Raw genomic sequence first — 18684 nt, forward strand, 5'->3', positions numbered from 1 at the left:
ATGACCGGCCCGCACCCGAGCAGCGAGCGCCGCGAGGTGCTCTACGTCATCGCCTGCGGTTCGCCGCTGGCCCGCCACGTCGGCCGGCTCGTGGAGCTGGCCCAGCAGGACGGCTGGGACGTCTGCGTGGTCACGACGCCGGACGGCGCGAAGTTCGTCGACCGGGCCGCGCTGGCCCGGCAGACGGGGCACCCGGTCCGCACCCACTACAAGAACCCGGGTGACCTCGACGTGCTGCCGCCGGCGGACGCGATGATCGTCTGCCCGGCGACGGTCAACACGGTCAACAAGTGGGCGGCCGGGATCACCGACACGCTGGCCCTCGGGCTGCTGGTCGAGGCGCAGGGACTGGGGGTGCCGCTGGTGGCGGTGCCGTACACCAACGCGGCGATGGCAACCCACCCGGCCTTCCGGGCCGGCATCGCCCGGCTCGCGGAGTGGGGGGTGACGGTGCTCTTCGGCGACCACGTCGTCCCGCTGCACCCGCCCGGCACCGGCGAGCGCCACGTGCACGCCTTCCCGTGGGCGACGGGCCTGGCCGCCGTCCGGGACCGGCTCTGCCCCGTCGCCTGACGCGCAAGGAGGTGGTCCCTTGCTGACGCCGTACGTCAGCAAGGGACCACCGGGCGCGCCCGGTGGCGGCGGGGACACGCCGTCGCGTCGGTGGGCGACGCCCCCGGCCACGGCCCGCGCCGGTAAGCTGGCCCGCCGTGAGCACCAACACGGACCCGACGACCGTCTCCGACGTGGTCGCCGAGCTGGAGCGGCGCTACCCGCCGGCGTGGGCCGAGGAGTGGGACCGGGTCGGGCTGGTGCTCGGCGAGCCGTGCGCCCCGGTGCGCCGGGTCCTCTGCGTGGTCGACGTGGTGCCCGAGACGGTCGCCGAGGCGCTCGACGCCGGCGTCGACATGATCGTCGCCCACCACCCGCTGCTGCTGCGCGGCGTCTCCTCGGTGGCCCCGACGACCTACAAGGGTCGGATCGTCCACCGGCTGATCAAGGCCGACGTGGCGCTCTACGTCGCGCACACCAACGCCGACGTGGCCGACCCGGGGGTCTCCGACGCGCTCGCCGCCCGGTTCGGGCTGACCGGGCTGCGCCCGCTGCACCGGCCCGCGCCCGGCTCGCCGGCCCACGGCGCCGGCCGGGGGATCGGCCGGATCGGCGAGCTGCCGGAGCCGATGACCCTGGCGGAGCTGACCCGGCACGCCGCCACGGTGCTGCCCGCCACGGCCTGGGGAGTTCGCGCCGCCGGGGACCCCGGGCGTATGGTTCGAACCCTCGCGGTCAGCGGCGGCGCGGGGGACGCTTTCCTCGCCGACGCGACCGCCGCCGGGGTGGACGCGTTCCTCACCGCCGACCTGCGGCACCACCCGGCGGGCGAGCACCTCGCCGCCGACGGCCCGGCCCTGCTCGACGCCGCCCACTGGGCGACCGAACGACCGTGGCTGGACGACCTGGCCGCCATCCTGCGGGAGGCGACGGGCGTCGAGACGCTGGTGTCCGACCTGGACACCGACCCGTGGACCGTACACGCCGCCCCACCCGCGGTGGACGACAAGGAGCCCCGACCGTGAAGGCTGACCCGCAGGTCCAGCGCCGCCTGCTCGACCTCCAGGCGATCGACACCACCCTCGCCCAGCTCGCCCACCGCCGCCGCACGCTGCCGGAGCGGGCCGAGCTGGAGGCGCTGGCCCGGGAGCTGTCCGCGCTGGAGGACGAGCGGGTCCGCGCCCAGGTGGCGGTCGACGACCTGGACCGGGACATCGCCCGGCTGGAGAAGGACGTCGACCAGGTGCGCGCCCGCAAGTCCAAGAACGAGGACCGGCTGGCCGCCGGCACCGGCCCGGCCCGGGAGCTGGAGGCCCTCCAGCACGAGCTGGCCTCGCTCAACCGCCGCCAGGGCGACCTGGAGGACGCCGAGCTGGAGCTGATGGAGCAGCGGGAGACCGCCCAGGGCGTGCTGGACGGCGTCGAGAAGCGGCTCGCCGAGGCCCGGGAGAAGCGGGACGCCGCCGAGCGGCGCCGCGACGAGAGCCTGGCCGAGATCGCCAAGGAGGAGGAGTTCAAGCGCGGCGCCCGCCGGCCGCTCGCGGCCGACCTCCCGGCCGACCTGGTCCAGCTGTACGACAAGATCCGCGAGGACTCGGGGCTCGGCGCGGCGCTGCTCACCGCCGGCCGGTGCGGCGGCTGCCGGCTGGACCTCTCGGGTGCCGACCTGGCCCGGATCCGCAAGGCGGCGCCGGACGAGGTCGTCCGCTGCGAGGAGTGCCGGCGCATCATGGTCCGCACCAACGAGTCCGGCCTGTAGCCGGTGGCGCCGCGCGTGGTCGTCGTCGAGGCCGACGGCGGGTCCCGGGGCAACCCCGGCCCGGCCGGCTACGGCGCGGTGGTCCGCGACCCGGGCACCGGTGAGGTGCTGGCCGAGCGGAGCGAGTCGATCGGCGTCGCCACCAACAACGTCGCCGAGTACCGCGGGCTGATCGCCGGGCTGGAGGCGGCCGCCGAGCTGGGCGCCAGTGAGGTCGACGCCAGGATGGACTCGAAGCTGGTGGTCGAGCAGATGTGCGGCCGCTGGCAGATCAAGCACCCGGGGCTGCGCCCGCTCGCCGCGCAGGCCGCCGCCCTGGTGGACCGCTTCGCGGCGGTCCGGTTCAGCTGGATCCCCCGGGAGCGCAACCGGCACGCCGACGGCCTCGCCAACGCCGCCATGGACGCCGCCGCCGCGGGTCGCGTCCCGGCCCCGGCCCGGGTCGAGCCGCCGCGCGTCGTGGAACCCCCGCGCGAGGTCGCCGGCCCCGATTCGGCCGCCCGGGCGAGGGCCCGCGAGGTGGCTGCCCGCGCCGCCTCGGCGGCGACCGCCGGCACCGACCCGGCGACCGCGCCCGCCTCCTGGGAGCCGCGGCCGAGCTTCACCGCCACCCGGCTGATCCTGGTGCGGCACGGCGAGACCCCGTACACCGAGCAGCGCCGCTACTCCGGCCGAGGCGACGTGCCGCTGTCCGAGCGGGGACGGGCCCAGGCCCGGGCCACGGCCGCCCGGGTGGCCGAGCTGGCCCCGTCCGTCGCGGCCGTGGTCAGCTCGCCCCTGTCCCGGTGTACGCAGACCGCGGAGGCGATCGCCGGGGCGCTCGGCGGGGTGCCGGTCCGTCGCGAGGACGACCTCGTCGAGTGCGACTTCGGGGCCTGGGAGGGGCGTACCTTCGCCGAGGTCCGCGAGGAGTGGCCGGGGGAGATGGACGCCTGGCTCGCCTCCACGCGGGTGGCCCCGCCCGACGGGGAGTCGTTCAGCGACGTCGCCGAGCGCTGCCGTCGCGCGGTCGACGGGCTGTGCCGCGCGTACCCCGGGGAGACCGTCGTGGTGGTCTCGCACGTCTCGCCGATCAAGCTGGTGCTGCGCGACGCGCTCGCGGCCGGCGACGGGTTCCTGCACCGGCTCTTCCTGGACGCGGCCGGCATCTCGGTGCTGGACATGTGGCCCGACGGCGGCGTCGCCGTGCGCACGGTCAACGACACCGCGCACCTCACCGCGGCCTGAGCCAAGTCCGCCCCGCCTGGCGGGCCCCGGCCGACAGCCCGGCGGACCGACAGGGCGCCGGGCCGCCGCCGCGACCGCAGCCGCCCCGACCGGCCGACCTTCGGCGGTGGCGGCAGCCGTTCGGCGCACGCCGCCGCCCGTTCGGCGCACCGGCGTCATCCGGTCGAACGTGACCGGGCTCACAGGGTCGTAGCCTCCGGCCGTCATCCTGCCGATCTCCGACCCACCCGGAGGTGTGTCACATGGCCGCACCCGAACCGGAGGCGCCCACGGCGGCGCCGACCAGGGCGAAGGACCACAGCCCCTGGAACTGGTTGCTCTTCATCCCGATCGTGGTCCCGCTGATCCCGGTGTTCTTCAACGGCGACTCGCCCCGGTTCCTCGGCTTCCCCCGCTTCTACTGGTTGCAGCTCGCCTACATCCTGCTCGGCGTGGCCACCACGACGCTGGTGTACCAGATGACGAAGAAGCGGGGTGGGCGCTGATGTGGCAGGACCACCTCACCGAGATCATCGTCTTCTCGCTGCTGTTCCTGCTGGTCAGCGGGATGGGGTTCGTGGCCGCCCGGTGGCGCGCCCCGAAGGACATGGCCCACCTCGACGAGTGGGGGCTGGGCGGGCGCAACTTCGGCGGCTGGATCACCTGGTTCCTGGTCGGCGGTGACCTGTACACGGCGTACACCTTCGTGGCGGTGCCGGCGCTGATGTTCGGGGCCGGCGCGGCCGGGTTCTTCGCCGTTCCGTACACCATCGTGATCTATCCGATGGTGTTCCTGGTGCTGTGCCGGCTCTGGTCCGTCTCGCACCGGCACGGCTTCGTCACCCCGGCGGACTTCGTCCGCAGCCGGTTCGACTCCCCGGTGCTGGCGCTGCTGGTGGCGATCACCGGCATCGTGGCCACGATGCCCTACATCGCGCTGCAACTGGTCGGCATCGAGGCGGTGCTCAAGACGATGGGGGTCACCGGCGAGAGCGCCCTGGCCCGGCACCTGCCGATCATCGTCGCGTTCGCGATCCTGGCCGCGTACACCTACCAGTCCGGGCTGCGTGCCCCCGCGCTGATCGCGTTCGTCAAGGACACGCTGATCTACATCGTGATCCTGGTGGCGGTCATCTGGCTGCCGTACAAGCTCGGCGGCTGGGGCGAGATCTTCGACGCCGCCGACGCGAAGTTCGACGCGTCGCCGAACCCGAACGACGGGGTGCTGCTGGGCGCCAACAACCAGCTCCAGTACGTCACGCTGGCGTTCGGCTCGGCGCTGGCGCTGTTCCTCTACCCGCACAGCATCACCGGCGTGCTGGCCAGCCGGAACCGGGACGTCATCAAGCGGAACATGTCGGCGCTGCCCGCGTACAGCCTGCTGCTCGGGCTGATCGCGCTGCTCGGCTTCATGGCCATCGCGGCCGGGGTGAAGCCGCTGCCCGGGGCGAAGGAAGGGAGCGTGGACAGCAACACCGTGGTACCGGTCCTGTTCGACCAGCAGTTCCCCGACTGGTTCGCGGGCGTCGCGTACGCGGCCATCGGGATCGGCGCGCTGGTGCCGGCGGCGATCATGTCGATCGCGGCGGCGAACCTGTTCACCCGCAACATCTACAAGGAGTACCTGAAGCGGGACGCCTCCCCGGCCCAGGAGGCGAACGTATCGAAGATCACCTCGCTGGTCGTCAAGGTCGGGGCGGTGGCCTGCATCGTCTTCCTCGACCCGCAGTTCTCCATCGACCTCCAGCTCATCGGCGGCGTGATCATCCTCCAGACGCTGCCGGCGGTGGCGCTGGGCCTCTACACCCGCTGGTTCCACCGGGGCGCGCTCGTCGCCGGCTGGGTCGCCGGCATGGGGCTGGGCATGTGGATGCTCTACCAGATCCCCAACGCGGCCACCGGGCGCAAGCACTTCGGCGGCTCGGCGTTCCCGCTGGCCGACTTCGGCTTCGACACCCAGAAGACCATCTACGTCGGGATCGTGGCCGTGCTGGTCAACCTGGCGGTGGCGGCGCTGCTGACGGTGGTGCTGCGGGCGGCGAGGGTGCGCGACGGCGGCGACGGCACCACGCCGGACGACTACTTCGCCGACGAGGGCGACCCGCGGGTCGTGCCGGGTCAGCGCCGGGACGCCGACGCCGCACCGGAACCGGTCGCCTGAGCGGCTCGCGCAGCCCGTTCGCCCCCGGGTCGTGACCGGCCCGGGGGCGACGCGCGTTCGGGTGCCGGCGCGCGGCGGGTGTCCGGGGTGCTGACGCGGCGGGCGCCGCTCAGCGGCGGGGGCGGGACTCCAGGGACTGGTTGAGCCGGTGCAGCATCTCGGCCAGGGTCCGCCGGTCGTCGGGGTGCCAGTCGGCGAGGATGGTGCCGTAGAGCCGGGCTCGGGCGGCCCGGACGGCCGCCACGCGTTGCAGGCCGGTCGGGGTGGGGGAGACCACCGTGCCGCGCCCGTCGGTGGGGTCGGGCTCGCGCACGATCAGCCCGTCGCGCTGCATCGCCGAGACCTGCCGGGTGACGGTGGAGCCGTCGAGTTCGAGCCGGGCGGCGAGCGCGGAGACGTTCTGCGGGCCGGCGCGGTCCAGGTGGCGCAGGATGACGTACGCCGCGCGGTCGAGCAGCCGGTGCTCGGCGTTGCCGGTGCCCCGCCGGGTGGCCTCGCCGAGCCGCATCAGCAGCGCCACCTCGGTCTCGATCCGGCCGAGGACGTCGTCCTCGCTCTCCGTCGTCCGGTCGTCGGTCATAGCTGTATAGTACAGGAAAACTATCTGTACGATACAGCTATCTGGGAGGCGGAGTGGATCGGCGTTCCGAACCGAACCGCAGTGCCATCTACGCCACCGTGCTGGTGGCCTTCCTCGCCATCTCCGGCATCGCCGTCGTCGACCCGATCCTGCCCGCCATCGGCGAGGCCATCGGCGTCACCCACTGGCAGGTGGAGCTGCTCTTCACCGCGTACATCGCGGTGATGGCCCTCGGCATGATCCCCGCCACGCTGGCCAGCGGCCGGTTCGGCTTCAAGCCCGTCCTCGTCGCCGGGGTCTCGATCGTCGGTGTCGCCGCGATCCTCGCCTCGTTCAGCGGCGACATCGTGCAGCTCTCCGTGCTGCGCGGCTTCTGGGGGCTGGGCAACGCGATGTTCTTCGCCACGGCCATGGTGGTGCTGGTCAGCCTCGCCGTCGACCGGGAGTGGGTGGTCGGGCTCTTCGAGACCGCGCTCGGCCTCGGCTTCGCCGTCGGCCCGCTGCTCGGCGGCCTGCTCGGCGGGATCAGCTGGCGGCTGCCGTTCTTCGTCTGCGGCGTCTTCATGGTCCTCGCCCTCGCCGTCGCCGCCCGCCGGCTGCGCGAGCCGGCAGACCGGCAGCCGCCCGTACGGGTGGGCCAGATCTTCGCCACCTACCGGCGGCCGGCGTTCGTCGCGCTCTGCGTCGTCACCGCCGCCTACAACTTCGTCTTCTTCGTCGTCCTCGGCTACACACCGCTGTTCCTGCACCTGGACGTCATCCCGCTCGGGCTCGCCTTCACCGGCTGGGGCATCGGCCTGGCCGCCGGCATCCTGCTGCTCGGCCACCGGCTCGCACACCGGATCGGCGCCGTGCAGACCGTCGGCGTCGCGATCGCCGGCCTGCTGGTCTGCATGGTCCTGTTCGCCACCTCGGGCAGCACCACGCAGTCGCTGGTGGTGCTCGTCGTCTCCGGCCTGTTCATGGGGCTGGCCAACGCCAACCTCACCGACCTGGCGCTCGGCCTGGGCGGCGGCGACCGGCGGCTCGCCACCGGCGCGTTCAACCTGGTCCGCTGGGGCGCCGCCGCGCCCGCGCCGATCCTCTCCGGCAAGCTCGCCGAGCACTCCCTCGCCCTGCCGTTCTGGGTCGGCTCCGCGGTGCTCGCGGCCGGCGCGCTGGTGTATCTCGGCTGCGCACACGCGATGGCCGCCGGCCACGGCGAGCGGGTGCTCTGGTCCCGCTGGAACCGGGCCGCCGCCGACGCCGAGCGCGCGCCGGAGGAGCCGGTCGGCGAGGCGTACTGAACCGGCGTCCCTGCCCCGCGCTGGCCCGGGGCGCCCCGGGGGTCTCGTCGCTCCCGGGGCGCGCCGGGTCAGCGCATGGCGCGCGAGAGCAGGTAGAGGCCGATCACCGAGCCGAAGACCACGATCAGGGTCTTGAGCACCACCGGCGGCAGCCGGCGGACGATCCGGGCGCCGGCGTACCCGCCGACCAGCGTCGCCGGGGCGACCAACGCGACCGCCGCCCAGTTCACCGGGCCGAACAGCGCGAACACCACGAGCGTGGTCAACCCGACCGCGGCGGAGAGCAGGTTCTTGATCGCGCTGACCCGGGCCAGCGTCGCGTCCAGCACCAGGGCCAGGCCGGCGACCAGCATCACCCCGAGCGCCGCGCCGAAGTAGCCGCCGTACACCGCGCCGACCGCGACCATGGCCTGCACGCTGACCGTACGGCGGCGCGGCGACAGGTCGCGCGGATGCCCGACCAGCCGGCGCAGCGGGTCCTGGAAGGCGAGCACCGCCGTCGCCCCGAGCACCAGGAAGGGCACGACCAGTTCGAACGCCCTGGCCGGGGTCGCCAGCAGCAGCAGCGCGCCGGCGACCGTGCCGACGATCGTGGTGGGCAGCAGCGTGGCCAGCGCCCGCCCGCGCGGCAGATCCTGCCGGCTGCCCGCCACGCTCGCCACGTACCCGGGGAAGACGGCCACCGAGTTGCTCACGTTCGCCGGCACCGGCGGCAGGCCCACGGCGATCATCGCCGGGAACGTGATGAGCGAGCCCCCGCCGGCCACCGCGTTGACCGTGCCCGCGGCGAGACCGGCGGTGAGCAGCAGCGCGACGTCGGAGAGGTCCATGGTCCCCAGAGGCTAGTACGGCGCCTGCCCGGCCGCCGGTCGCTGTGTCCCGGGGTGGTGGACGCCTATTCCCGGAAGGGGCGGCAATAGACGCGGGGTGCGCGTCGTTAGGATGAGTGCGCGACGGACGAGTCGACCGGGCGGTCGCGTCGGCGGGCTTCCGGCCCGCCGCCGAGGAACGTCCGGACTCCACAGGGCAGGGTGGTTGCTAACGGCAACCCGGGGTGACCCGCGGGACAGTGCCACAGAAAACAGACCGCCGACCCCATCGGGGACGGTAAGGGTGAAACGGTGGGGTAAGAGCCCACCAGCACCCCGGGTGACCGGGGTGGCTCGGTAAACCCCACCCGGAGCAAGGCCAAGAAAGGGCCGTCATCGCAGGATGACGACCCGCGCAGACGCTTGAGGGCTGCCCGCCCGATGTCTGCGGGTAGGCCGCTGGAGCCTGCCGGCGACGGTAGGCCGAGATGGATGGCCGCCGCCGGCGCGTGCCTTCGGGTGCGTGCCGGTCACAGAATCCGGCGTACAGGTCGACTCGTCCGTCGCCCACCAGACCGGTCGCGGTCACCGGGTGGTTGCCGGGCCGCGTAGTAGGATTTCCCGTCGGCGGTTCGCCGATGGCCCCGCGCCGGCGAAAATGCCCGAGATGTCCACCTTGTGGGGGATTCTGGATTTTCGAGCGCGACGTACCCTTGTACCCCTCGTTGCCCCCGGTGTCAACCATCCACACCACGGGGGAATTACATGAGCAAGGCCTCTACGCCGCGCAGACGGGGCGGCATCTACGCACGGCTGGCGGCGTTCGCGCTGCTGGCCGGTGCCCTGTTGCTCGCGGGCGGCTCGCCGGCCGCCGCCGCGTCGACGATCAACATCAACCCGGGGAACGTGCCGACGATGGCGTCGCAGGTCACCCAGAACTGCGACCCCAACCTCGGCGGCGGGCCCTTCGCGAACGAGGACGTCTGGGTCTTCAACCTGCCCGGCAACCCGAACACCACCGGCACCTTCCAGACGGTCACCGCGACGTTCAGCACGCCGACCGGCGACGTCACGAGGACGATCCCCACCGACCCGAACAGCGCCATCGTCAACAACATGGGCACCAGCAAGGCGTGGATCCGGACCCCGGCCGGCTGGACGCTCATCGGTGCCACCGCGGTGATCTCCGGAAACGCGGACTTCTTCGTCCTCAGCCAGACCTGCGCGGCGTCGAACCCGCGGGTGAACCCGAAGCTGCACCTGACCAAGACCGGATCCCCGGCCAAGGACGTCAAGGCCGGTGACGTGATCACCTACACCTACACGGTGACGAACCAGAGCACGGGCACGACCAACCCGATCACCGACATCACCATCGACGACGACACGGTCACCGGCATCACCTGCGAGGACACCTCGCTCGCGCCGGGGGAGAGCACCACCTGCACCGGCACGTACACCGTCAAGAAGAGCGACGTGAAGAACGGCAAGATCGTCAACACCGCGCAGGCGCTCGGGAAGTTCGGCGAGCAGACGGTGCCGTCCAACGAGGCCACGTTCACCGTGACCACCAAGCCCGCGCCGCCGAAGCAGGTCAGCCTGTCGATCGACAAGAAGGCCCGGGTCGAGTCGGACTGCAGCAAGAAGTGTGAGAAGGACGGCTACGCCGCCAAGGGTGACAAGATCTTCTACACCTACCGGGTGGCCAACACCGGCACCGTCACCATCACCAACGTCGGCGTCAACGACCCGACCGCCGGCCAGGTGGTCTGCAACAGCACCACGCTGGCACCGGGTACGAGCACCGACTGCCACGCCGTCAATCCGCACGTGGTGACCAAGGCCGACGTCAAGCGCGGGAAGGTGGTCAACACGGCCCGGGCGACCGGCACCTTCAACGGCAAGGCCGTGGTCTCCGACCCGGTCACCGTCACCGTCTGCATCCGGGGCGGCAAGTACGACCACCGGCACCACGACAAGCACGACGGCAAGCACGACAAGGAGCTGCCGGTCACCGGCGACAACTCCGCCGTGGCCCTCTCCCTGGGTGGCGGCCTGCTGGCCGCCGGCGGTCTCCTGATCGGAGCCAGCCGGATCCGCCGTAGGGCGGGCGTCCAGGTCTGATCGGTACGGCAGGAAACTCCGGGCACCGCATCCGGTGCCCGGAGTTTCCTGTTGTCACGACGACCGGGCGGATGGCGGTCGGCAGGCCCGCCTGCCGGCCCTCGCGGCTGCCCGCCTCCCGACGGCGTCCCACCCGACCGCATCGGGCACAGCATGTCGGGTCGGGCACCCTCCCGCGCGCCTAGCGTTGCTGCTGGGAACAGGGAAGGAGAACCGGGTGCTGGAACGGCTCAACCAGGCCATGGAGCACATCGAGCGGCACCTCGACCAGCCGATCGAGGTGGCCGAGCTGGCGCGGATCGCGGTGACGTCGGAGTACCACTTCCGGCGGATCTTCTCCGCGCTGGCGGGCGTCGGCCTGTCCGAGTACATCCGCCGCCGGCGGCTTACGGTCGCGGGCGCGGAGGTGCTGTCGGGGGAGCGGACGCTGCTCGACATCGCCGTCCGCCACGGCTACAGCTCCACCGAGGCGTTCGCCCGGGCGTTCCAGGCCGTGCACGGCGTGGGGCCCGGCGAGGCCCGGCGTACGGGGGCGGCGCTGCGCTCCCAGCCCCGGATGTCCTTCCGACTCGTCGTCGAAGGGAGCAGCAGCATGCGATACCGGATCGTACGCAAGGAGGAGTTCCGACTGGTGGGCCGCAAGGCGCGGGTACCGCTCGTGCACGAGGGGATGAACCCGGCGATCGTCGCCTTCATCAGGGGCCTCGACCCGGAGACGGTACGCCGGATCGAGGCACTGTCCGACCAGGAGCCGCAGGGCATCGTCAACGTCAGCGACAACGTGGCCGACGGCCGCGCGGAGGGCACCGAGCTGGACTACTGGCACGGCGTGGTGACGGGCGCCGACGCGCCGGAGGACCTGGACGCGGTCACGGTGCCGGCGGGCACCTGGGCGGTCTTCGAGACCTCCGGGGCGTTCCCGCAGGCGGTGCAGTACCTGTGGCGGGACGTGTTCACCCAGTGGTTCCCGTCCAACCCGTACCGCAGCCGGCCGGGGCCGGAGATCTCCCGTACCCGGCTCTCGGCGGACGGCACCGAGGCGGAGGCCGAGCTGTGGATCCCGGTGGAGCCGGTCAGCCGCTGATCTCGGCCAGGACGCGGCGCTGGAAGGCCCGTGCCTCCGGCCCGCTCGGCGGCGGCCCGCCCGCCCGCGCGGCGATCGACCGCGCGACCAGGTCGGCGGGCCCGCCGTCGCGGGCGGGCGGGTCCGCCGGCCAGCCGTCGGCGATCAGCCGGCGGCCGGCGTCGGCCTTCGACAGCCAGACGCCGTGGCGGACCTTCACCAGGGACCGGCAGGCGCCGAGCACCGCGTCCTCGGCCCCGGGGGCGGGACCGTCGCCCGGCGGGGTCGGCAGGGCCAGCCACCAGCGCAGCGCGTCGGTCAGCAGGCGGCGCAGGTCGGCGGGGGAGAGGTCGGCGAAGGTCTCGGCGGCCGGCGGCCCGAGCAGGGCGTGCCCGCACTGGTGCAGGATGCTGCGGTCCAGGCCGTACCAGAACAGGCCGTCCCCGGCCGGCCGGTCGGCGGCGGCCCAGGTGGCCCGGAACGCCATCCGCGCGCCGGTGTTCAGCTCGACCTCGAACCCGGGCTCCGGCGTGCCGGAGGCGGCGACCGCCCGGCGGTAGACGACCAGTTCCAGCCCGCGCGCGGGGCACGGCAGGGCCTCGTGCCGCAGCCGCGCCACCAGCTCGTGCCTGCGCGCCAGGTCGAGGGCGTCCGCGCAGACCAGCGCCACGTCGACGTCGCTGCGCCCCGGCTGGTACGCGCCCAGCCCCACCGAGCCGGCCGCGTACGCCCCGACGAGTTCGTCGCCGAGGACGTCGCGGGCGGCGGCGACCAGGTCGGTGAGGTAGCGGCGCACGGCCGGGTCGAGGTCAGTCATCGGACTCGGTCCACACCGTGCCGGCGGGCAGGAACCAGGCGGCCTGCTCGGCGCCGAGGGCGTACGCGAGGACCAGCCGGGCGTGCCGGTCCAGTTCGGGCAGCCGGTGCGGCGGGAACCACTCCACGGACACCAACTCGTCGTCGTTGACCCGGGCGGTGCCGGTCAGCAGCCGGCACTCGAAGCCGAGGTTCAGGTATTCGCAGCGGTCGCCGTTGGGATAGGTGTGCGGGTGGGTGAGGACGCTGCTCAGCCGCACCGGCTCCACGTGCAGGCCGGTCTCCTCCCGCACCTCGCGGACCACGGCCGTGGCCGGCTGCTCGCCGGGCTCGACGACGCCGCTGACCACCGACCAGCGCCCGTCGTCGGCGCGCTTGCCGAGCAGCAGCTCGCCGGCGTCGTTGCGGACCACCGCGCTCACGCTCGGCAGCCAGAGCAGGCTGTGGCCGACGTGCTCCCGGATCCTCAGGATGTACTCCGATGCGCCCACCCGGCGACCCTAACCCGCACTCCGGCCGGCGGCCCGCCCCGCGTCACCCCGCCCAGCTGATCTCCCGGGCGACCCGGGCGTACTCCTTCGCCAGCTCGGCGTCGATGCGCGCCATCCGCTCCTCGGTGAGCACCACCGCCGCCTCGTGCGCGGGCCGGCTCTCCAGCATCCGCCGCCGCAGCCCGGCGGGCGGGTGCGAGGAGAAGAGCGACACCTCGTCGCGGACGGAGAGCTGGCGCAGCAGCGGCAGCCGGTCCTCTGCCGCCGCGCGGGCCTCGGCCGCCGCCGTCCGCCACCGGTCCGCGCCGTGCCCGGCCCGCGATTCCCGGCGTACGGCGAGCGCCGTCGACTCCGTCGCGAGCATCACGTCCAGCAGGCCGACCGCGCCCGCCGTTCCGGCGGCCTGGGCCGACATCTCGTCGGCCAGGTACTCGGCGCGCTGGCTGTCCCGCAGGGCGATGCCGACCAGGACCAGGTGCGCGCCGAACAGCAGCCGGGACAGCACCCAGCCGAACGCCTTGCCCAGCGTCTCGCCGACCATCTCCACCAGACCGCCGGAGGATACGGTGTCCACCGGGCGGACCAGGTCCGCCGCCGAGCCGAGCATGGTGAAGGCGGGCTGGGTGAGCAACATCCGGCGGGGGTCGCCGTTGACGAAGTGACCCAGCTCGTGGCCGAGCAGCGCCACCCGCTCCTGGGGGCCGAGCACGCCGAGGTACGGCAGCCCCAGGCAGAGCACCCGCCGCCTGCGCACCCCGACCAGACCCGCGTACGCGTTCAGGTCGCCGTCCACCCCGACGACGTCCGGGACGGGCGCGCCCACCGCCGCCGCCACCTCGTCGACGAGGGCGTGCAGCTCCGGCGCCCGCTCCCGGGTGAGCACCTCCAGGTCCGGGTCGAGCCGGCCGAACCGGGGCCGCAGCGCGACGGCCAGGCCGAGCAGCGCCCCGCCGAGCAGTACGGACAGGCTCGGGAAGGGAAGCGCCACGACCAGCCGGACCCCGGTGACCGCGAGCGCGACCACCGCGCCGATCAGCACCAGCGACGCCGCCGCGGTCAGCAGCGCGGCGCCACCCCGCCCGTTCGCGCCGAGCGGGCGCCCGACCAGGCGGGCGTACTGGCTGCGGGTCATCCGGAACGCGAGCCGGTAGGTCCACCGGTCCAGCCACGCCCAGCCGAACTCGCGGTCCCGCCGCCGGCCGTCGTACGCGTCGAGGTTCCACTCGCAGCCGGCGCACCAGGGGGCGGCCCCGGCCAGCGACACCGTGGCGGCACCGCATCCGGGGCACGTCCGCGTGCCGGACGTCGTGTCGGTCACGACGCCCGATCCTGCCGACGGTCGCCGTCCACCGGAACCGGCTGTTCAGCCGATGCCCGCCCCGGTGCCGCCGGGCGGCGGCGTTGACCGCGCCCGCGGCGTGCGGGCGGGTCAGTCCGGGCAGGACAGCCGTTCGAGGGCGGCCGGGCCGGCCTCGGCGTGCACGACCTGCGCGAAGCAGGCCGACGCGTCGGCCTGCTGCCAGCCGAAGACGGACGCCGCCGTCTTGGTCACCCGGACCCGGAACACCAGCCGGACCGCCGGGGCGGACGCCGGTCCGTCGCTGCGCACCGTCAGCACCTCGACCCCGGCCACCGAGCCGGCCGCCTGCCGCAGCGTCGACTCCCCTGCCCCGGGGTCGGCGAGCAGCCGCGCGCGGGCGAGCTGCGCGGTCGCGGTCACCTCCCGCTCCGCCCGCTGCTCCAGCCGCTGCTGCGACCGGTCCCGCAGCAGCGGCAGCCCGGCGACCACACCGATCGTCGCCAGCACGGCCGCCAGCACCGCGACGGCCAGCCCGCGCCGCAGCCACACCGATGTTCCTCCCCCGCGTCGCACGGGGGGATTGTGCGACAGCGGCGCGCCCCGCGGCTGCCCCGTCGGGCCCCGTCGGCTGGCCCCGGAGGGCCCGGACGCCCTGTTTTCGCAGTTCCCGCCCCCCGCGGCCGGAACCACGTCTACTGTGGAGAAGGCCGGCGACTTGTGGTGTTCCGGTGGCGGGCGGGTGGTTCGCGGTGCACAGTGATCCCATGAGCGACAGCGGAAGCGGTGCGCACTACTACTGGTGCACCCGACACCACCGGGTCGAGACCGATGCCGACGTGTGCCCCGCCAAGCACGTTCTCGGGCCGTACGCCTCAGCCGCCGACGCGGAGAACGCCCTGCAGTTGGTGCGGGAGCGCAACGAAGCGTGGGACGCCGAGGACGCCCGCTGGGCCGGGGAGGACAGATAGGCGGCGCGGGACGGCCCGCGTCGAGGTACCCCGTGCTCCGCGAGGGCGAGAGCACGTCCCCAAGGAGGGAACCGAGATGGCCGAAGCACAGCAGGCCACCACCCGCCCGGCCGCCAGACGTACGCCCGCCAGGAAGACCGCCGCGGCGGAGCGTTCCGCGGGCGCGACCCGGACCGCGCGGCCGACCACCGCGGCGAAGAAGGCGCCGGCCAGCAAGGCCGCCGGCGGCGCCGGGCGGGCCCCTGCGAAGAAGACCACCGCAGCGAAGAAGACGACGCCCACCGCGGCGAGGAAGGCCCCCGCGAAAAAGGCGGCGACCAAGGCCGCCACCACGGCGAAGAAGACCACGGCCGCCGCGAAGAAGACCACGGCTGTCGCGAAGAAGACCACGGCTGTCGCGGCGAAGAAGGCGCCCACCGCGGCGAAGCGGACGACGACGGCGGCAGCGAAGCGGACGACGGCCGCGGCGAAGAAGGCCCCCGCGAAGAAGGCGGTGACGAAGGCCACCACCACGGCGAAGAAGACCACCGCGCCGGCGAAGAAGGCCCCCGCCAGGACGGGCGCCGCCGCCCGCAAGGTCACCTCGGTGGCGAAGAAGACCGCCACGACGGCGGCGAAGAAGACCGCCACGGCGGCGAAGGCCCCGGCCAGGAAGGCCCCCACCACGAAGACGACGGCGGCCCGCAAGACGGCCGCGACCCGGCCCACCGGCGGCGCCCGCAAGGCGGCGGCGAAGAAGGCCCCGGCGAAGAAGGCGACCGCGACGTCGTCGGCCACCACCCGCAAGGCGGCCGTGAAGAAGGTCCCGGCGAAGAGGACCACCGCCGCCAAGGCGCCGGCCAAGACGGTCACGGTCACCGCGCGCAAGGCGCCGGCCAAGACGGTCACCGCGCGCAAGGCGCCGGCCCGGGCCACCGCCGCCCGCGTCACCGCCGCCCGGGCCACCGCGCCCCGCGCCGGGAGGGCGGGCGCGCGCAAGGCGACCGGCTGATCCCGGCGTCGCGGCTCCCGGCGCGTGCCGGGAAGCGGATCATCCGCCACACTGTCAGGATTGACCCCGTGGTGATCCGACGCGTACTCGCGCCCCGCATCGACTTCGGCGCGCTGCGCCGCGAGCTGGGACTGCCCGAGGGTTTCCCGGCCGCGGCGCAGCGCGAGGCCGACGACGCGGCGGCGGTGCCGCCCCGGCCGGCCGTCGACCGCACCGACATCCCGTTCGTCACCGTCGACCCCGCCGGCTCGCGCGACCTCGACCAGGCGATGCACCTCGCCCGCCGCGCCGGCGGCGGCTACCGGGTGACGTACGCGATCGCCGACGTGGCCGCGCACGTGCGCCCCGGCGGCGCGCTGGAGGAGGAGACCTGGCGGCGCGGGCAGACCGTCTACCTGCCCGACGGGACCGTGCCGCTGCACCCCGAGACCCTCAGCGAGGGCGCGGCGAGCCTCCTGCCGGCCGTCGACCGCGCCGCCGTGGTGTGGACCGTCGACCTCGACTCCGACGGCGGCACCGTCGGGGTCGCGGTGGAGCGGGCGCTGGTCCGCAGCCGGGCCCAGCTGGACTACGTCGGCGTCCAGGCGGCCGCCGACGCCGGCCGGCTGCCCGACCCGATCGCCCTGCTGCCCGAGATCGGGGCCCTGCTCACCGCCCGCGGCCTGCGCCGGGGCGCGATCAACCTGCCCCTGCCCGAGCAGGACGTGGAGGCCGACGGCGACGGCTGGCGGCTGGTGCTGCGCGGGCCGGTGCCGATGGAGGAGCACAACGCCCAGATCTCCCTGTTGACCGGAATGGCCGCCGCCGACATCATGCTGGCCGGGCGGATCGGCCTGCTGCGTACGATGCCGGCGCCGAAGCCCGAGGCGGTGGCGCGGCTACGGGCCGCCGCCGCCCCGCTGGGCGTGCACTGGCCCGACGGGGCCGGCCCCGGCGAGGTGATCGCCGGGCTGGACCCGGCGCAGTCCCGGGCGGCGGCCTTCGTCGACCAGGCGGCCGAGCTGATGCGCGGCGCCGCGTACACCGCCTTCGACGGCGCGCCGCCGGAGCAGCGGGAGCACGGCGGGGTCGCGGCAGCGTACGCCCATGTCACCGCGCCGTTGCGGCGCCTGGCCGACCGGTACGCCACGGAGGTCTGCCTGGCCCTGCACGAGGGCCGGCCGGTGCCCGACTGGGCCCGCACGGCGCTGCCCCGGCTGCCCGAGGTGATGGCCGCCACCGACCGGACGGCCTCGGCGGCCACCCGGGGCGCGATCGAGCTGGCCGAGGCGGTGCTGCTCCAGCACCGGGTGGGGGAGACCTTCGACGCGGCGGTGCTGGACGTCGACGCGGCCCCGGACGGCCGGGCCCGCCCGGGTCGCCGGCCCGGCGGCACGGTGGCGCTGGACGACCCGCCGGTGCGGGCCCGCTGCCTGGGCGAGCTGCCGCTGGGGGAGCGGATCCGGGTCCGGCTGGTCACCGCCGACCCGGTCGCCCGATCGGTCGCCTTCGAGCGGGCCTGACGCCGCCTGCCCACCGACCCTGCCTGCCGCCTGCCCGTTCGCGCGCCGACCCTGCCTGCGTTCGTGCGCCGGCCTCCGCCTGGCCGGTCGTGCGTCGTGTGCGCGCCGGCCGGCAATCGCCGCCGCCCGCCTTGCGCGGCCGTCGGCGTGGGGGCAGCGGGGTTTGTCACAGTGCCGGCCGCTGCTGCCGGCGGGCCGGGGTTTGCGAGGATGGCGGCATGGCTTACGACGCGAGCACCCTGCCCGACGTGTCCGGGATGACCGTCGGCATCATCGGCGGCACCGGCGACCAGGGGCGGGGCCTCGCCTACCGGTTCGCCCGGGCCGGCCAGACGGTGCTGATCGGCTCCCGGTCCGCCGAGCGGGCCGCGCAGTCCGCCGAGGAGATCGCGGCGCTGCCGGGCGTCCCGGCCGGGGCCGAGGTCGCCGGTGCCGGCAACGAGGAGGTGGCCCGGCTCAGCGACGTGGTCGTCATCGCGGTGCCGTGGGACGGGCACGCCGCCACCGTCGCCGCGCTCGCCGAGCCCCTCGCCGGCAAGATCGTCATCGACTGCGTCAACCCGCTCGGCTTCGACAAGCAGGGCCCGTACGCGCTCGCGGTGCCGGAGGGCAGCGCCGTTCAGCAGGCCGCCGGGATGCTGCCCGACTCCCGGGTCTGCGCCGCCTTCAACCACGTCAGCGCGCCGCTGCTGGCCGATCCGGAGATCGAGCGGATCGAACTCGACGTGTTGATCTGCACCGAGGACCGGGAGCTGGTCGGCGTGGTCGCCGCGCTCGCCGCCCGGATCCCCGGCATGCGCGGCGTCTACGCCGGCCGGCTGCGCAACGCCCACCAGATCGAGGCGTTCACCGCCAACCTGATCGCCATCAACAAGCGCTACAAGGCGCACGCGGGCATCCGGGTCACCGACCTCTGACGCCGGGCGGGGCGGGCCGGCCCCGCCGGGACCGCGAAGCGCTGTCGGGTCTGCCCGGGCAGCGATCCTCCACTGTGCCCTCGATGACGGCCGGGCTCTGCGCGGCACCCCCACGACGTCCAGCAGTGGTCTGCGCCGGGCACGGTCCGGCGGCCCGCA

Annotated in this window: 19 protein-coding genes and 1 other RNA gene; 14 read left to right on the forward strand and 6 right to left on the reverse strand. The window is 74.4% G+C overall.

What is annotated here, in order from left to right; all coding sequences use genetic code 11:
• The 6 genes from ABZ793_RS03025 (at position 1) to mctP (ending at position 5678) form a co-directional block, all read left to right on the forward strand.
• A complete protein-coding gene (locus ABZ793_RS03025) occupies positions 1–573 on the forward strand; it encodes a flavoprotein (RefSeq protein ID WP_357450998.1) in 573 nt (190 codons plus the stop codon).
• Between the two features lie 173 nt (positions 574–746).
• The gene (locus ABZ793_RS03030; protein ID WP_350708021.1) at positions 747–1577 is read left to right on the forward strand and encodes a Nif3-like dinuclear metal center hexameric protein; all 831 of its coding nucleotides are present in this window, start codon (positions 747–749) and stop codon (positions 1575–1577) included.
• Entirely contained in the window at positions 1574–2311 is a 738-nt protein-coding gene (locus tag ABZ793_RS03035) for a C4-type zinc ribbon domain-containing protein (RefSeq protein WP_357451001.1), read from the forward strand. The genes ABZ793_RS03030 and ABZ793_RS03035 overlap by 4 nt, the downstream gene beginning before the upstream one ends.
• 3 nt (positions 2312–2314) lie before the next feature.
• Positions 2315–3538 carry a bifunctional RNase H/acid phosphatase gene (locus ABZ793_RS03040; protein WP_357451004.1) on the forward strand — a complete coding sequence of 408 codons (1224 nt, stop codon included), beginning with the start codon at positions 2315–2317 and terminating at the stop codon, positions 3536–3538.
• A 242-nt stretch (positions 3539–3780) separates the two neighbouring features.
• Positions 3781–4023 (forward strand): DUF3311 domain-containing protein, encoded by a 243-nt coding sequence (locus ABZ793_RS03045; RefSeq protein ID WP_357451007.1) that lies wholly within the window; start codon positions 3781–3783, stop codon positions 4021–4023.
• A complete protein-coding gene (gene mctP / locus ABZ793_RS03050) occupies positions 4023–5678 on the forward strand; it encodes a monocarboxylate uptake permease MctP (RefSeq protein ID WP_357451010.1) in 1656 nt (551 codons plus the stop codon). The genes ABZ793_RS03045 and mctP overlap by 1 nt, the downstream gene beginning before the upstream one ends.
• Before the next feature lie 109 nt (positions 5679–5787).
• On the opposite strand, the gene ABZ793_RS03055 is transcribed toward mctP, so the two are convergent.
• Positions 5788–6258 carry a MarR family winged helix-turn-helix transcriptional regulator gene (locus ABZ793_RS03055; protein ID WP_357451013.1) on the reverse strand — a complete coding sequence of 157 codons (471 nt, stop codon included), beginning with the start codon at positions 6256–6258 and terminating at the stop codon, positions 5788–5790.
• A 53-nt stretch (positions 6259–6311) separates the two neighbouring features.
• On the opposite strand from ABZ793_RS03055, the gene ABZ793_RS03060 reads away from it, so the two are divergent.
• On the forward strand, positions 6312–7544 hold the full coding sequence (locus ABZ793_RS03060) for an MFS transporter (protein WP_357451016.1): 1233 nt from the start codon (positions 6312–6314) through the stop codon (positions 7542–7544).
• A gap of 68 nt (positions 7545–7612) precedes the next feature.
• Here ABZ793_RS03060 and ABZ793_RS03065 read toward each other — a convergent pair whose 3' ends face one another.
• Positions 7613–8374: a sulfite exporter TauE/SafE family protein gene (locus ABZ793_RS03065; protein WP_357451019.1), complete on the reverse strand. Its 762-nt coding sequence runs from the start codon at positions 8372–8374 to the stop codon at positions 7613–7615.
• 128 nt (positions 8375–8502) lie between these two features.
• Between ABZ793_RS03065 and rnpB the strand changes: the two genes are divergently transcribed.
• The 3 genes from rnpB to ABZ793_RS03080 all read left to right on the forward strand — a co-directional run bounded on the left by rnpB (position 8503) and on the right by ABZ793_RS03080 (position 11561).
• Positions 8503–8916: RNase P RNA component class A (rnpB, locus tag ABZ793_RS03070), an RNA gene on the forward strand.
• A 202-nt stretch (positions 8917–9118) separates the two neighbouring features.
• A complete protein-coding gene (locus ABZ793_RS03075) occupies positions 9119–10477 on the forward strand; it encodes an LPXTG cell wall anchor domain-containing protein (RefSeq protein ID WP_357451022.1) in 1359 nt (452 codons plus the stop codon).
• A gap of 217 nt (positions 10478–10694) precedes the next feature.
• The gene (locus ABZ793_RS03080) at positions 10695–11561 is read left to right on the forward strand and encodes an AraC family transcriptional regulator (protein WP_357451025.1); all 867 of its coding nucleotides are present in this window, start codon (positions 10695–10697) and stop codon (positions 11559–11561) included.
• Here the strand turns inward: ABZ793_RS03080 and ABZ793_RS03085 are convergent.
• The 4 genes from ABZ793_RS03085 to ABZ793_RS03100 all read right to left on the reverse strand — a co-directional run bounded on the left by ABZ793_RS03085 (position 11551) and on the right by ABZ793_RS03100 (position 14720).
• The gene (locus tag ABZ793_RS03085; RefSeq protein WP_357451028.1) at positions 11551–12357 is read right to left on the reverse strand and encodes a nucleotidyltransferase domain-containing protein; all 807 of its coding nucleotides are present in this window, start codon (positions 12355–12357) and stop codon (positions 11551–11553) included. The genes ABZ793_RS03080 and ABZ793_RS03085 overlap by 11 nt on opposite strands.
• Complete coding sequence (locus ABZ793_RS03090; RefSeq protein WP_357451030.1) at positions 12350–12847, reverse strand: NUDIX domain-containing protein; 498 nt, start codon at positions 12845–12847, stop codon at positions 12350–12352. The genes ABZ793_RS03085 and ABZ793_RS03090 overlap by 8 nt, the downstream gene beginning before the upstream one ends.
• Before the next feature lie 43 nt (positions 12848–12890).
• Positions 12891–14165, reverse strand: a complete 1275-nt coding sequence (locus ABZ793_RS03095; RefSeq protein ID WP_357451033.1) for a M48 family metallopeptidase — start codon at positions 14163–14165, stop codon at positions 12891–12893.
• A gap of 111 nt (positions 14166–14276) precedes the next feature.
• On the reverse strand, positions 14277–14720 hold the full coding sequence (locus ABZ793_RS03100) for a hypothetical protein (RefSeq protein WP_357451036.1): 444 nt from the start codon (positions 14718–14720) through the stop codon (positions 14277–14279).
• 191 nt (positions 14721–14911) lie between these two features.
• Between ABZ793_RS03100 and ABZ793_RS03105 the strand changes: the two genes are divergently transcribed.
• The 4 genes from ABZ793_RS03105 to npdG all read left to right on the forward strand — a co-directional run bounded on the left by ABZ793_RS03105 (position 14912) and on the right by npdG (position 18525).
• A complete protein-coding gene (locus ABZ793_RS03105) occupies positions 14912–15115 on the forward strand; it encodes a hypothetical protein (RefSeq protein ID WP_350707829.1) in 204 nt (67 codons plus the stop codon).
• A gap of 76 nt (positions 15116–15191) precedes the next feature.
• Positions 15192–16106, forward strand: coding sequence for a histone (locus tag ABZ793_RS03110; protein ID WP_357451039.1), 915 nt, complete (start codon positions 15192–15194; stop codon positions 16104–16106).
• 68 nt (positions 16107–16174) lie between these two features.
• Complete coding sequence (locus ABZ793_RS03115) at positions 16175–17608, forward strand: RNB domain-containing ribonuclease (protein WP_357451042.1); 1434 nt, start codon at positions 16175–16177, stop codon at positions 17606–17608.
• 218 nt (positions 17609–17826) lie between these two features.
• Entirely contained in the window at positions 17827–18525 is a 699-nt protein-coding gene (gene npdG / locus ABZ793_RS03120) for an NADPH-dependent F420 reductase (RefSeq protein WP_357451045.1), read from the forward strand.
• Positions 18526–18684 lie beyond the last annotated feature (159 nt).

The organism is Micromonospora sp. NPDC047465 (genome assembly GCF_040643125.1).
GTDB lineage: Bacteria > Actinomycetota > Actinomycetes > Mycobacteriales > Micromonosporaceae > Micromonospora.